The 14,019-nt window shown below is 53.7% G+C and carries 16 protein-coding genes; 7 read left to right on the forward strand and 9 right to left on the reverse strand.

The window, feature by feature from the left end:
- Nucleotides 1–49 precede the first annotated feature (49 nt).
- Nucleotides 50–586, reverse strand: a complete 537-nt coding sequence (locus KNP79_RS08135; protein ID WP_215191952.1) for a CvpA family protein — start codon at nucleotides 584–586, stop codon at nucleotides 50–52.
- An 8-nt stretch (nucleotides 587–594) separates the two neighbouring features.
- Nucleotides 595–816 (reverse strand): cell division protein ZapA, encoded by a 222-nt coding sequence (gene zapA, locus KNP79_RS15725; protein WP_021066785.1) that lies wholly within the window; start codon nucleotides 814–816, stop codon nucleotides 595–597.
- 211 nt (nucleotides 817–1,027) lie between these two features.
- On the opposite strand from zapA, the gene KNP79_RS08145 reads away from it, so the two are divergent.
- From KNP79_RS08145 to KNP79_RS08155, 3 genes are all read left to right on the forward strand, one after another.
- The gene (locus KNP79_RS08145) at nucleotides 1,028–2,242 is read left to right on the forward strand and encodes a dicarboxylate/amino acid:cation symporter (RefSeq protein ID WP_214797141.1); all 1,215 of its coding nucleotides are present in this window, start codon (nucleotides 1,028–1,030) and stop codon (nucleotides 2,240–2,242) included.
- Between the two features lie 86 nt (nucleotides 2,243–2,328).
- Nucleotides 2,329–3,174, forward strand: a complete 846-nt coding sequence (locus KNP79_RS08150) for a GNAT family N-acetyltransferase (RefSeq protein WP_215191954.1) — start codon at nucleotides 2,329–2,331, stop codon at nucleotides 3,172–3,174.
- 42 nt (nucleotides 3,175–3,216) lie between these two features.
- The gene (locus KNP79_RS08155; protein ID WP_138859809.1) at nucleotides 3,217–3,423 is read left to right on the forward strand and encodes a hypothetical protein; all 207 of its coding nucleotides are present in this window, start codon (nucleotides 3,217–3,219) and stop codon (nucleotides 3,421–3,423) included.
- Between the two features lie 31 nt (nucleotides 3,424–3,454).
- Here KNP79_RS08155 and KNP79_RS08160 read toward each other — a convergent pair whose 3' ends face one another.
- The gene (locus tag KNP79_RS08160; protein WP_251132920.1) at nucleotides 3,455–4,747 is read right to left on the reverse strand and encodes a murein hydrolase activator EnvC family protein; all 1,293 of its coding nucleotides are present in this window, start codon (nucleotides 4,745–4,747) and stop codon (nucleotides 3,455–3,457) included.
- Between the two features lie 299 nt (nucleotides 4,748–5,046).
- The gene (locus KNP79_RS08165) at nucleotides 5,047–5,568 is read right to left on the reverse strand and encodes a VanZ family protein (RefSeq protein WP_215191958.1); all 522 of its coding nucleotides are present in this window, start codon (nucleotides 5,566–5,568) and stop codon (nucleotides 5,047–5,049) included.
- Nucleotides 5,569–5,730: 162 nt separating this feature from the next.
- Here KNP79_RS08165 and KNP79_RS08170 point away from each other — a divergent pair, with 162 nt between their 5' ends.
- On the forward strand, nucleotides 5,731–6,204 hold the full coding sequence (locus KNP79_RS08170) for a glutathione peroxidase (protein ID WP_215191960.1): 474 nt from the start codon (nucleotides 5,731–5,733) through the stop codon (nucleotides 6,202–6,204).
- 43 nt (nucleotides 6,205–6,247) lie between these two features.
- Here the strand turns inward: KNP79_RS08170 and KNP79_RS08175 are convergent, their stop codons facing one another.
- Complete coding sequence (locus KNP79_RS08175; protein ID WP_215190327.1) at nucleotides 6,248–7,174, reverse strand: CAP domain-containing protein; 927 nt, start codon at nucleotides 7,172–7,174, stop codon at nucleotides 6,248–6,250.
- Nucleotides 7,175–7,194: 20 nt separating this feature from the next.
- Nucleotides 7,195–7,641 (reverse strand): MarR family winged helix-turn-helix transcriptional regulator, encoded by a 447-nt coding sequence (locus tag KNP79_RS08180; protein ID WP_215191962.1) that lies wholly within the window; start codon nucleotides 7,639–7,641, stop codon nucleotides 7,195–7,197.
- Nucleotides 7,642–7,759: 118 nt separating this feature from the next.
- Here KNP79_RS08180 and KNP79_RS08185 point away from each other — a divergent pair, with 118 nt between their 5' ends.
- The 3 genes from KNP79_RS08185 to KNP79_RS08195 all read left to right on the forward strand — a co-directional run bounded on the left by KNP79_RS08185 (nucleotide 7,760) and on the right by KNP79_RS08195 (nucleotide 10,370).
- Nucleotides 7,760–8,173 carry an organic hydroperoxide resistance protein gene (locus tag KNP79_RS08185; RefSeq protein WP_021066776.1) on the forward strand — a complete coding sequence of 138 codons (414 nt, stop codon included), beginning with the start codon at nucleotides 7,760–7,762 and terminating at the stop codon, nucleotides 8,171–8,173.
- 93 nt (nucleotides 8,174–8,266) lie between these two features.
- Nucleotides 8,267–9,124 (forward strand): metallophosphoesterase, encoded by an 858-nt coding sequence (locus tag KNP79_RS08190; protein WP_215191964.1) that lies wholly within the window; start codon nucleotides 8,267–8,269, stop codon nucleotides 9,122–9,124.
- Nucleotides 9,125–9,230: 106 nt separating this feature from the next.
- The gene (locus KNP79_RS08195) at nucleotides 9,231–10,370 is read left to right on the forward strand and encodes a zinc-dependent alcohol dehydrogenase (protein WP_034776693.1); all 1,140 of its coding nucleotides are present in this window, start codon (nucleotides 9,231–9,233) and stop codon (nucleotides 10,368–10,370) included.
- A gap of 43 nt (nucleotides 10,371–10,413) precedes the next feature.
- Here the strand turns inward: KNP79_RS08195 and KNP79_RS08200 are convergent, their stop codons facing one another.
- From KNP79_RS08200 to abc-f, 3 genes are all read right to left on the reverse strand, one after another.
- Nucleotides 10,414–11,322 (reverse strand): cation diffusion facilitator family transporter, encoded by a 909-nt coding sequence (locus tag KNP79_RS08200; protein ID WP_215191966.1) that lies wholly within the window; start codon nucleotides 11,320–11,322, stop codon nucleotides 10,414–10,416.
- A gap of 114 nt (nucleotides 11,323–11,436) precedes the next feature.
- Nucleotides 11,437–12,213, reverse strand: a complete 777-nt coding sequence (locus KNP79_RS08205; protein WP_034776691.1) for a hypothetical protein — start codon at nucleotides 12,211–12,213, stop codon at nucleotides 11,437–11,439.
- Nucleotides 12,214–12,225: 12 nt separating this feature from the next.
- On the reverse strand, nucleotides 12,226–13,920 hold the full coding sequence (gene abc-f, locus KNP79_RS08210; protein WP_215191968.1) for a ribosomal protection-like ABC-F family protein: 1,695 nt from the start codon (nucleotides 13,918–13,920) through the stop codon (nucleotides 12,226–12,228).
- Nucleotides 13,921–14,019: the final 99 nt, after the last annotated feature.

Genomic DNA, 14,019 nt, shown 5'->3' on the forward strand with positions numbered 1-14,019 from the left:
ACAGAAAAGACCGAGACACAAGCACTAGCTTGCATTCCGGCCTGTCGTGTTACAACATCTTATTCGAGAACCATTCTGAGAGGTATGGCGTGTCTTGAATGATGTACGTCGCGAGCGACGAGTTATCGACCGCACTTTGGACGCTTGCCATCGGCACGAAGGCGATGACCCATAAAATGAAGAACGTGATCACATACGCCTCGAAGAAACCGAGGACGGCACCAATGATGCCTTTCAATTGGCGCAAAATCGGCAAGTCCGTCAAGAAGTCGAGCATCGATAGGATGAGATGCAAGACAAGTTTCGTGACGACGAACAACACGACGAACCAAAAGACGTTATAAAATGTCATCTCGAGCCCCGTGAGCGCGTTTAAATCGATGACACCTTTCGGAAGCGTTCCATCGAGTTGCGACGGATACGGAATCCAAAGCTTGAACGCTTCGGCGAGATCACGGTAGTATGCATTGGCGACGAGGAAACTAATGATGAGCGCGACCCAATGGCCGAGCTGCAAGATCGCCCCGCGACGGAACCCGTTAACGATTCCGATGAACAAGAAAAACAGTATAAGTAGAGTAACCATAAAGTGATTTATTCTCCCGTATTTCGTTTAGTTTTGACGTGATCGCTCGCGATTTGGATAGCGGCGAGCACCGCTGCCTGACGAGCGTCTAGATGAGGGGACTGTTCACGAATCTCACGGATTTTGCTATCGACCAGAAAGCCCACTTCCCTCACATGATCGGCCGGCTCTTCGCTGACGATCGTATAGTCTTGACCCGCGATATGAATTGTTGTTCGTTGTACCTGCACGCGTCACCCCTCCTTTACGTCTATTCAAAATTAATCATAACATCGTTTGTATATTAGGAAAAGAAGAAGGTCCCTCGCTTTTCCACTCCAACATTTTGTAATACCCTATTTCAAAGTTGTCAAACATCAATCTTCATTGAAAAATGAAAGATAGGGTGGCAATACCGCATGAAATGTGCGAAAATAGCAACAATTCAAACATCAAGAGAGGATGATTTATTTGAAATTACGCATTGGCCTTCTAGGTCGCATCATCATCGCTATCGCATTCGGGATTCTACTCGGTAGCATCGTACCAGAAAGCCAGAACTGGATTGTCCGGACGTTCGTCACGTTCAACACGGTCTTTGGACAGTTCCTAGGCTTCGCCATCCCACTCATCATTCTCGCCTTCATCATTCCAGGAATCGGGGAACTTGGAAAAGGCGCTGGGAAATTGGTCGGTTTGACGGCACTGATCGCATACGTATCGACAATCGTTGCCGGGACGCTCGCCTACTTCGCGACGAGCAACCTGTTCCCACAAATTTTGACACGTAACAACGCGTCAGCTGAAAGCCCGGAGGAAGCGCTCTTAAAAGGCTTCATGGAATTCGAGATCCCACCGGTATTCGGCGTTATGACGGCGCTCATTCTCGCATTCGTCATCGGCATCGGGATTGCCGCCATCGAAAGCAAGCGCTCGCTCGATTTGGCCATGGATTTCCGCGATATCATTGAACTACTCATCAGCAAAGTCATCATTCCACTATTACCGATTCACATCGCCGGAATTTTCATGAACATGACGTATGCCGGACAAGTCGCTGAGATTCTCTCGGTGTTCTCGCTCGTCTTCGTCACAATCATCGTCCTACACTTGACGATGCTCTTGATTCAATACTCGATCGCAGGGGGTCTCAACAAAGAGAACCCGCTTCGCCTCTTGAAGACGATGATGCCGGCTTACTTCACGGCCATCGGGACACAGTCGTCAGCGGCGACAATCCCGGTCACGCTTCGCCAAGCGAAAGCGAACAACACGGACGAGGGCGTCGCCAACTTCGTCGTCCCGCTCTGTGCGACGATCCACTTGTCAGGGTCGACCATCACGCTCACATCGGTCGGTGTCGCCCTCATGTACTTGAACGGCATGCCGATGTCTTACGCGATCGTGCTTCCGTTCATCCTCGCCCTCGGCGTCACGATGATCGCGGCACCAGGCGTACCAGGTGGAGCCGTTATGGCCTCACTCGGTTTGTTCGGTTCAATCCTCGGGTTCGATGCGACGATGCAAAGTCTCGTCATCGCTCTCTATTTGGCACAAGATAGCTTCGGCACGGCGACGAACGTCACGGGAGACGGGGCCATCGCCAAGATCGTTCATTACTTCAAACGCAACACGAAACTCCTCGACGACGCGAAAGCGCGCGAAGAAATCGCATAATACGCTCCAAAATTTGATAGAATGAGGAAAACGGGCAGGCCACGCGGTTTGCCCGTTTTTCATACATACGAAGAAAGGGTGTTTACATGGAACTGATTCGTTGGAACGACCTATCCGGATTTGAAGAACGTGTCATGCCCCACCTGCTCGAACATGAGGCCGAGAACAGCTTGATGATTGGCGTGCTCGATGCCATCAAGCAAGGCCGATACGAGTCGTATCATCAACTGACCGTCGAAGATGACGGTGATGTGCTCGCAATCCTGCAAGTGACGCCGCCCCATCCGCTCAACTATGTGCTCGTGACGCCCGAGCGAGAGGATGACGTCCTTCGTCTGCTCGTGCCTGAACTATTAAATGGTGATATCCCATTCACCGAGGTCGTCTCGCAAGCCGATCTAGCGATGAATTTCTACACGCTCTGGTACATCCTGACGGCGCGAGAGCCGAAAGTCTTCATGGAGCAGGGTCTGTATCGTCTTGATCACGTCAACGACATCCCGCTGTCGGAAGGGTCGATGCGACGGGCGACCGAGGACGATGAGACGTTCCTCGTAAAGGCGTATAACGCGTTTGAAAAAGAAACCGGTTTGCCGGTCTCGTCGAAGGCAGACGCAAAACAAAAGATTGCGACGATGCTCGAGAATCAAGAAGTGTACGTCTGGGAAGTCGACGGCAAGGTCGTTTCCTGCGCGAAGAAATCACGTGAGACCGCGAACGGCGTCAACGTCTCGTTCGTCTATACACCGAAAGCGTTGCGCAAGCGCGGCTATGCCCGTTCGCTCGTCGCCGAGCTGAGCCGGGAGCTCTTGACGTCGAAACAATATTGTACGCTCTATACGGATTTGAGCAACCCGACATCGAACAAGATTTACAAAGAAGTCGGCTATCAAAAAATCTTCACTTCGGCATGGATTCGATTGCCTAGCTGATTCGTGTCGCCTCCCCTATACTGTAGGTGGAGGCGATTTTTGATGAACAGATTATTCGGTTGGTGGCTCCGCATCCCACGCCGGATCCGGATGACCGTCTTGACGCTCGCCACGCTCGCGGTGCTCGGCTATATGGTCTTCCTCGGCGGGAGGAGCATGCTCGACGACCCGAACTGGGACACGCTCTGGCTGAGCGTGATTGGCGCCGCCCTTTTGACCTTTATCACGTACAAGGCAACAAAAAAGTGATCGACGCGTTTGTCGATCACTGTCTTTATGTTTAGAAGAATAATGCTGGGTTGACTGTGCTTCCCGCGCTCGAAGATGAGTACGAGTAGCCACCACGGTGAATCTCGAAGTGAAGGTGTGAACCTGTCGAGTTCCCTGTGCTACCCATGCCGCCAATGTTTTGTCCTTGTGACACGCGTTGACCCGCAGAAACGGATATTGAGTTCATGTGAGCATATACTGTCGTCCATACTTGTCCGTTGATCACGTGTGCGATCATGACCTGGTTTCCGTATGCGCCACTCCAACCTGCACGGAGGACCGTACCTGTTTGTGCTGCATAGATCGGTGTACCGACTGGACCTGCGATATCAAGAGCGTTGTGGAACGAGTAGCCGTTCGCTCCGCTTGCTGGACCCCATCCTTGTGTGAGGCGACCGCTTGCTGGACGTTGGAACATGCCACCGCTTGCTGGTACTGAAGCTGCTGCCGATGCTGTCGGCGTGTTGACTGCGCTCGCAGCAGAGTTTGAGCTCTGTTGTTTCTTCGCTGCCGCTGCTGCCGCTGCCGCACGTTTGGCTTCTTCGGCCGCACGACGTTGTGCTTCCATTTCAGCTTTGATGGCTTTTTCTTGTGACTTGAGTGTTGACTCCATTTCTTGGAGGCTCACCAATTTCGATTCGAACTTCACTTTTTCAGCGTTGAGTTTCTTGATCTTCGCTGCGCGCTCTTTCATTTTCTTGTTGAGCGTCTTTTGACGTTGTTCGAGTTCTTCTTTTTGTTTCACGAGAGCGTCGCGCTCGGCTTTCAATTCAGCTTGCGCTTTCGCCAATTTTTCTTTTGTCGCTTGGTACTCTTCGAAGATTTGCTTGTCGTTCTCTTGGATCGTACCAGCTGTGATCATGCGTGTGAGCAAGTCACCGAAGTCTTTCGAACCGAAGATGAACTCTGCCCAGTCGATCGAACCGCCGCCATTTTTTTGCATTGTGGCCATGCGCTCTTTCATGAGCTCTTCTTGTGCCTTCATCTTCGCTTCATATTGTTTGATTTGCTTTTGAAGGGCTGCGATTTTTTGTTGTGTCGCACGAATCTCAGCTTTCTTTTGCGCGACGTCGTTGATGACGTCTTGGAGTTCAGCGTCTAACTTGTTGATTTCTTGCTGCTCTTTGCTGATTGCCTGTTCACGTTTTTGGATCGAGGCGTTCGCTTTGCTCTGTTCACTGCTATTCTTTTGTTGTTGCTGCTGCACCTTTTTCTGTTTGTCTGTAAGTGACGCTGCATAGCCAGGTGTCGTGCCGCTAATGAGAAGAGCTCCTAAAGTGACGGTTGCTGCAAATTTCTTCAAGTTAACCAATGTGCTTCCCTCCGCTGAGTTCTGTGAATTTCTATATAAAATAGATCGAATAATTTATAAGTTAAAACGCGAATTCCTGTATCGCTCTGAGACTCATTATAGCAATCTAAACCTAAAGTTATTTTACACTTATATTTCATTCGCATTACATTGACCTGTTTTAGGTTTTATACGTTTAAAAATGGGGGTATAAAGGGATTTCTCATTTCCCCATGTCACAAAAACGTTATAAATAAAAAAGAAAAGCACTTCTTGAAAGCGCTTTCCAAATAACTACCTATATGATTTTTTTACCACCTTGGGGAGACATACCCCGATCGCGACCGGTTCGTCCGGCCGTGTTTCCACAAATAATAACCGCCAACGAGAAGGGCGCCACAGCCTGCCCCGAAACTGTCGAGCAGGATATCCTGAATGAGCGGCGTCCGCTCCGGCGTCAGGCTTTGATGGAACTCATCAAAGATGGCGACCGTATTCGCGAGCGTCCAGGCAAACAAGATTGTCAGACCGGCATGGAGTCTTGTCCGCGACACGGCTTTGACGAGAAGTGCCCCGAGAGCGAAGAAGACGGTGAAGTGCGCCGCTTTCCGAATCAAGAACTCAATCAAGCCGACGCTCCCTTTCGCCTCGAGCGATACTGGTCCTCCGGCGTACTCGAAGTCGACGGTCGACAGCATCGGTTCGGCCCACGTCCAATCGATGCGTTCGAGCGGTGAGACGATACTCTGGTCCGAGTATGGGGTCGCGCTCGAGAAGAATAAGCCAATCAGGATCAAACTGATCCATATAAATTCATTTTTCAGTATGTACATAACACCGTTCCTTTCTACAACGAGTCTCATTATACGCCGTCCATCATGTTTCATTGTAACAACGACTTCATCATTTCATGACAATTTGATTGCGGACGACCGGTTCAAAGTCGTGTCTTGAAATTCCGATTGTTATAATGAAAACAAAAAGGGGGAATCAACATGATCTATCAATATGAAGCGGCCGACATGAGCGGCAAGCTCCAACCGCTATCCAAATACGAGGGGGACGTCCTGTTGATCGTCAACACGGCGAGCAAGTGCGGCTTCACACCACAGCTCGACGGGCTCGAGAAATTATATGAACGTTACCAGGGGCAAGGGTTCCATATCCTCGGCTTCCCATGCAACCAGTTTGGCAATCAAGATCCGGGCTCGAACGAGGAAATCAGCGAGTTCTGTCAATTGAACTACGGCGTGACGTTCCCGATGTTCGCCAAAGTCGACGTGAACGGGAAAGACGCCCACCCGATCTTCCAATACTTATCGAAAGAAGCACCTGGCCTGCTCGGCTCGAAGACGATCAAGTGGAACTTCACGAAGTTCCTCGTCGACCGGAAAGGCAACGTCATCGAACGGTTCTCGCCGCAGACGACACCGGACGAGATCGAGACGGCGGTCAAACGCCTGTTATAAGGAAAAGGATGGTCCGCCACAATCCGGCAGGCCATCCTTTTTGTTAACGCGGTGTGATGAAGTTGATCGTGTAGAACGGGCTCGACTCCTCATTATAGACGAGGCCGACCGACACGTGCGTGAAACCATCTTTCAAAATGTTTTCCCGGTGGCCGAGCGAATTCATGAGTCCCCAGTGGGCGTGGAAGACGCTCATCTGCCCCATCGCCAAGTTCTCTCCGGCGAGGGAGTAGGCGATGCCGGCCTCATTCATCCGCTCGAACGGGTCGCGGCCCTCGGGATCGGTATGGCTGAAGAAGTTGTTGCGGGCCATGTTCTCACTATGGGCGCGCACGACCGGGAGCAGCGGTTCGTAGTCAGCGAGCGCCGACAATCCAAACTTCTGACGGTCCCAGTTCATGAGCATCCGCATCAACTGTTCGTTCGCGACGAGATTGTCTTCCGACACGTCGCCGTAATAGCCGTCACTCGACTCCTCGACGTCCCGGTCGACAGTGAGCACGGCCTTTAGCTTGTCCTCATCGTGCTGATCGAAGAAGAGCGTCACATAGTCGTCGTCGATCGCATAGACGTTGAATGATGGGTCGTCCGGGATCAAATAGCGTTTGAGTCCCTTATTATACGACTTGACCTCATCGAAACCGATTTGCTCAACTTGTTGCCGTGTCGTCTCACCCACGACGAGTCCTTCATAGACGCTCCCCGTCTCGAACTGGTAATGGCCTTTCTTCGAACCGTCGTCATCGATCAACTCGAGGCTCCGGTCCCCGCCCTTCTCGAGCAAGTACCAGTCATGCCCGGCATATTGGCTCGTGAAGCGCGGCGCGTCGGTCGCACGTTCCTGTTGTTCTTCCGCCACTTCCGTCGACTTCACTTGAACGCTCGTCGGCGCCGACACGTTCGGCACTTCATACTTCCAGGCCGCATACATGCCGATCGCGAGTAATAGAATCACTAGTTTACGAAACATCGCGTCTCCTTTCGAAAAAACTACTCCTGTCGCTCACCGAAGTCACGCAGTCGTGTCTTGATATCGATGAGCATCTGCATATAAGCGACGTACGTCGCTTCATCTATATTCAGCATACCACTCACTTTGACCGGTACGTCTTCGGCCTGCTCACGCAGTGCGCTGCCGGACGGCGTGAGGGATAAGAGGACGCGACGCTCGTCGTCGGTCGCCCGGACTTTCTCCACGTAATCGAGCTGAATCAAACGTTTCACGAGCGGCGACAGCGTGCCCGAGTCGAGCGTCAGTCGGTCGCCGAGTTGTTTCATGTCGATATTGTCTTCTTCCCACAAGACGAGCATGACCAAGTACTGGCTATACGTCAGCTTGAGCGGCGCGAGAATCGGCCGATACAGGCGCGTCAATTCTTTCGAGGCGGTATAGAGCTGAAAACAAATCTGATGCTCTAATGTTAACGAACTTTTCATGTCATTTCCTCCGGCTATAGTCTTAGGACAAGCATATCACTTGCTTATCTGTTTGACTGCCCTATAATTAAATTGTGCACAACTTAATTGCCTAAAAACGAAATGGAGGAATTGAATCATGAAACCATTATTCACAGCTTCAGCAACTGCAATCGGTGGCCGCGAAGGTCGCGTTACATCGACGGACGGCGTCATCGACTTGAACGTCTCAATGCCTGGCTCAAAACACGCGGACGAAGCGACGAACCCGGAGCAACTCTTCGCAGCGGGTTATGCGGCATGTTTCGGTAGCGCCTTGAACCTCGTTATCGGCAAAGAACGTATTAAAACAGATGGCACGAACGTCACAGGACACGTGACGCTCAACCAAGACGATGAAGGCTTCTTCATCTCGGTCGAACTAGAAGTCGAGATCAAAGGTGTGGATCAAGCGACGGCGGAACGTCTCGTCGAAGCGGCACACCAAGTTTGCCCGTACTCGAAAGCGACACGCGGCAACGTCGACGTCAAGTTGACTGCCAAAGCAGCATAATTCGATGGCCCGCTTCCGAGCGGGCTTTTTTTTGCGTCTCCCTACTCTACGGAGTAGAATGAAGGAACGATAGACAAGGAGAGGAGGCGGATGATGTTCAAAGGAAAACGAAAATATGTGACGTTCGGCCTTGGGGTCGCATTTCTTCTCGCCGCCTTCTATAACGGCCTGACCGTCCGCAATTATGCGGTCGAGTCGGACAAGCTCGAGGCAGGACAATCGTTCCGAGTCGTCCTGCTGTCGGACTTACACGGCTACTCGTACGGGGACGACCAGCGCGTCTTGATCGATAAAGTACGAGACCAAGCACCGGATTTGATCGCCCTGCCCGGTGATATCCTCGACCGCTTCCGCTCCCCCGACGCCTCGTTCGAATTGATCGAGGGGCTACAAGGGATCGCGCCGATGTATTTCGTGACCGGCAATCATGAGATCGACGGCTCGGACGATTTCGTCCGCCACGACGTCAAGGACGTATTTCGCTCCTATGGTGTGACCGTGCTCGAGAACGAGACCGCGTCAATCAATGTCAACGGCGTCGACGTCCTCGTCGGCGGACTCGAGGACCCATTGCGGACGTATACGGAAAACATCCACGGCAGCTGGGAAAAGACGGCATTGACCTCACTCGGTGATGTCGACACCGAGACGGCGTTCAGTCTGCTCTTGTCACATCGGGCCGAGCAGGTCGAGACGTACGCCGCCTTACCGTTTGACCTCGTCCTCTCAGGCCATGCCCACGGCGGGCAGGTTCGAATTCCCTATTTATTGAACGGGCTGTACGCGCCGGACCAAGGCTTCTTCCCGAAGTATGCCGGCGGTCTATATGAGCACGAGACGTTCACCCACGTCATCGGTCGCGGCTTCAACTACAGCGTCAGTGTACCGCGCGTGTTCAACCCACCAGAGATCGTCGTCATCGACGTCGCTGGGACCGGGGCTCCTCAATGAGCCCCTTTTCCTATTTTCCCTAAAAATCGGATTCGCATGCACCGAGTGCGGGTACAGTATCCATGTTGTGACTTACCTGTTTTTGAAAAAAGGAGGAAGTGGACATATGCGTGCTGTTACCTATCAAGGAACGAAGAACATCGAAGTCAAGGACGTGAAAGACCCGGAGATCGAGAATCGGGAAGAGATTATCGTCAAGATCACATCGACGGCCATCTGTGGATCGGATTTGCATATTTATCAAGGGAACATGCCAACCCGTCATGGGTTCATCATCGGCCATGAGCCGATGGGCATCGTCGAAGAAGTCGGACCGGACGTGACAAAGGTCAAAAAAGGCGACCGCGTCGTCTTGCCGTTCAACGTCTCGTGCGGCCATTGCTTCTATTGTGAGAACGACATGGAGAGCCAGTGCGACAACTCGAACCATGCCCCGCACACCGACGCCGGCGGGTTGTTCGGTTACACCGAGCAGTTCGGGAACCATCCCGGCGGTCAAGCCGAGTACTTAAAAGTACCGTATGGAAACTTCATGCCGCTCGTCATCCCGGAGTCGTGCGAGCTCGATGACGAGGCGCTCCTGTTCTTATCGGACGTCATCCCGACGGCGTGGTGGAGTCTAGACAACGCGGGTATGAAGGCTGGCGACACGGTCGTCGTCCTCGGATCGGGGCCGGTCGGTCTGATGACGCAAAAGCTCGCCTGGGTGCGCGGCGCGAAACGTGTCATCGCCGTCGACCCCGAAATCTATCGTTTGAATCGGGCCAAGCTGTCGAACAACGTCGAGACCGTCCTGTTGAAAGACCCGGTCGAAACCGGCAAATACATCCGCGAGATCACGGGTGGCGGCGCCGATATCGTCGTCGACTGTGTCGGGATTGACGGGAAGAAATCACCAATCGAGAAAGTCGAGCAGAAACTCATGGTCCAAGGCGGCACGCTCAGCGCCATCAAAGTCGCCAAAGAAGCCGTCCGTAAGTTCGGTATCGTCCAATTGACCGGTGTTTATCCGATGAACTACAACCAGTTCCCGATGGGCGACTTCTTCACACGCAACGTCACATTGAAGACCGGACAAGCCCCGGTCATCCACTATATGCCCGAGTTGTTCCAAATGATCGTCGACAAGAAGTTCGACCCGACCGACATCATTACGCACCGCTTGCCGCTCGAACAAGCGGCCGACGCCTACAAAATCTTTAATGATCATCTCGACGACTGCGTCAAAGTCGTCTTGAAACCATAACGAACAAGCGGTCCCCGACAGATGTCAGGGACCGCTTGTTTATTTACCAGATCGTCCGTTCTTCGCAACATTGTGCTTCCCGTTCGATTTGAACGGTCGAACGCTCGAACGTGGCGAACTGTCGGATTCGTTTCGTCACCTCACGCAAGACGCGCTGGTCGTCCGTGTCTGCCCCGATCAAGACGTGGCACGTGACGGCGAGTTCGTTCGATGAGATTGACCAGACATGTAAGTCATGGACTTCTTTGACGCCATCGACGCCACCGAGTTCACGTTGCATCGCCACGACGTCGATTTGGTCGGGTGTCCCTTCCATCAAAATATGGATCGCCTCCCGCGTCACGCGGTAGCCGCTCAACAAAATCAGGACAGCGACGAACAGACTCGCGATCGGGTCGGCAAGCGTCCATCCGAACGCCATAATCAATACGGCCGCCGTGATGGCACCGACCGAGCCGAGCAAATCGCCGAACACGTGCAACAGTGCACTGCGGACGTTCAAGTTGTCACGTTCACCCCTCATGAGCAGCCAGGCCGCGAGTACGTTGACGAGTAGTCCGATGATGGCGACCGTGAGCATGCCCCCGCTCAAAATCTCAGGCGGGGCGAACAAGCGCTGATACGCCTCGATGATGATGTAGATGGATATGACGAGCAGCGTCAATCCGTTGACGAATGCCGCCAAAATCTCGAACCGCCGATAGCCGAACGTGCGCTCCGGCGTCGCCTGCCGTGCCCCGAACCGTACGGCGAGAAAACTGAGTCCGAGCGCGGCGGCGTCACTGAGCATGTGGCCCGCATCCGACAAGAGCGCCAAACTGTTCGTCCATAATCCGCCGATGACCTCGACGATCATGAACGTCGCGATCAGGACGAACGACCAGAATAACGCCCGTTGATTCGTCGTATGGTGATGATGGTCATGTCCGTGGTGATCGTGATGTGCACCCATACCATCCCCTCCTCTCCCTTTCATTCTATACCTTTCTCCTTTAACATTCAAACGTTCGTTTGAATGAATACATAAAAACAATCGCCGAAAGGGATGTCCTCTCGACGATCGTCATTATTTTTGTTCGAGCCGGACCCGCATGACCCCGTCATATGGGAACAACTTCAATTGTCGCGTCTCGCCCTCATACCAACTGCCGGCGCTTTGACTGCTCGTCGCCGTCATATCAGGCGTCGCGACCGCTTGGCGGTCCCAGTCGATCGCCTTCACCTGCTGGTCACGCACCATCAAGAAGAAACCGTCATAGAAATGATATTCGTTCACTTGGTCACGCTGGACGGCTTTCGGGGCACCGAGCGTGGCGCGGACGCTCGAGATATCTTGTCCGAGCCATTCAAGCGTCGCCGGGTCGGCCGTAGGGACGACCGTTTTCCAGGCCGCAGTCACATCTTCGTCCGAGACACTCGTCGCTTCTTTCGTCACTTGCGCTTCCGTCACCCAACCGATCGTCCGCTCGTTCAATTGGAGCTTGACGAAACCACTGACGGCCTCGAGTTGTTCGAAACGGTCGCCGAGGTCGGCCTCATAGATGACCGTCACCCGGTCATCGGCAAACACTTTCGTATACGGCGCCGCGATATAGACGAACACCCCGTCGGTCTCGTCAGCCTCTGCTTCCGCCTCGGTCTCCTCTGTCGCTTCCGTCTCACTGTTGACCGATTCGGTCGCGATGTCGTCCGTCTCCGGCAACGCCGACTTCTTCGAGTCCATGAGCGCCGCGAAAGCGATGACGCCGATGAGCGAGGCGATCAACAACACCACTGTCGCTGATTGCCAAAACCGTTTCCGTTTCCGTGACGCTGCCCGTGATACCCGTACTTCTTCTTTCATGTTCTTCCACCCCTATTTGTTTCGTCCCTTCTCCGATTCGGCAAGAGGGATCCCGTTTCCTGCCTCGTCGAAGAAAATTTGCGGCTCGCTCGTCAACGTCTCGAGCGTCCGCAGCGTCGCGTCGACGTCGACCGGAGGTTTTGTATCACCCGACTCAAGGACGCGCACCGTCTTTCCGAGCTCGATCGTCCGGTCCGTCAATCGATGGAACGTCCGGTCGTGCGAGATAAGGATCAACCCGCCCCGGTATACGTCGAGTGCGGCTTCGATTTGTTCTCGCGTCGCCACATCCAAATAGTTCGTCGGCTCATCGAGCGCGAGCAAATCCGCATCCGAGAAGTAGAGGATGAGGAAGGCGATGCGACACTTCTCCCCCATGCTCGCGTCACGGATCGGCTTATACACCTCATCGCGGCGGAATAAGAAGTGCGCCAAAAGCGTCCGTGCCTCCGTCTCTGTGATGTCGCTCTCGGCGAGAAGTGCGTCGAGCAACGCCCCGTCTTTCGGCAATCGCGCGAGCGTCTGCGAGAAATAGCCAACCTTCAGTTTCGGGTGACGCTTGATGTCCCCTGCCTCCGGTGCGAGTTCGCCGATCAATAGTTTCAAAAGCGTCGTCTTCCCACTTCCGTTCGGACCGACGATGGAGATGCGGTCACCCCGGTTCACCGTGAACGAGAGGTGCTCAAAGAGGGGTTCCTCATAACCGAACGAGACGTCGTCGACCGTGATCCACGTCTTCGCCTCGAGCGGGTCGGCTTGGAAACGGACGGAGACGTGGGCCGCGTCTTTCGGGCGATCGGGCCGAGAACCTTCGAGTTGCTCGAGCTTACGTTCCCTTGCCTTCATTTTGACGGCGAGGTTCGCCGCGCCTTTTTGCGCGCCGGGACTCCGCACGCTCGCCGTCGCTTTCGCTTTCAAATGCCAGCCCTTATATTGGGCGATCATATCGAGCAGCTCCGACTTCCGCGCTACGTAGCGGGCATGGGCTCGCTCGTCGCGTACACGTTCCTCGGCCTTCTGGTGTTTATAGGCCGTGTAGTTGCCAGGATAGCGGACGACTTTCCCTTCGTCTAATTCAAGGATGACCGTCGCAACATCGTCGATGAACTGGCGGTCGTGGGAGATGGCGAGCACCGTACCCGGAAACTCGTTCACCCAGCGCGTCAGCCACTCGATTGAGTCGACATCGAGATGGTTCGTCGGCTCGTCTAAGAGGACGATATCGACATGTCGCATCGTGAGCCGAGCAAGTTGGGCCCGTGTCTGTTCACCGCCGCTCAACTCTCGGAGCCGGATCGAGTCCTGTGCGTCGAGACCGAGCCGTTTGAGCGCTCGTCTCGCTTCGGTCTCGAGTCCGAAGGCGTCAGTTGCGAGCGCCTCGTCGTATGCTTCAAGCACGCGCGCCGTGTCACCTGATGTGACATCCATGTAGAGCGGATAGCGCTGCGGGTCGCCTTGCATGACGTAGTCCAGCGCAGTCTCTTCTCCGTCAAACACCGTCTGTTCGACGACACCGACCGAACCTAAGACGTCGATCGTGCCTGCTTGTGGGGTCAGCTCGCCGATAAGCAGCTTGAACAGCGTCGTCTTGCCGGACCCGTTCTGTCCGAATAAGATGGCCCGTTCTGCTGCCGCCACGTCGAACGAGACGTTGTCGAATAATGGTTGCCGGTCGTGGTCGAACCGGACTTGTTGGATTGATAACATATTGTTTCACCTCGCTAATTGTTCGGATACGCGATGAAACAAAAAACACCATCCGCTCAAAAGCGATGGTGTGAAGAGCTCCGGTCAAGCGGAAAGAAG

The organism is Exiguobacterium sp. s7, from assembly GCF_018618195.1.
GTDB lineage: Bacteria > Bacillota > Bacilli > Exiguobacteriales > Exiguobacteriaceae > Exiguobacterium > Exiguobacterium mexicanum_A.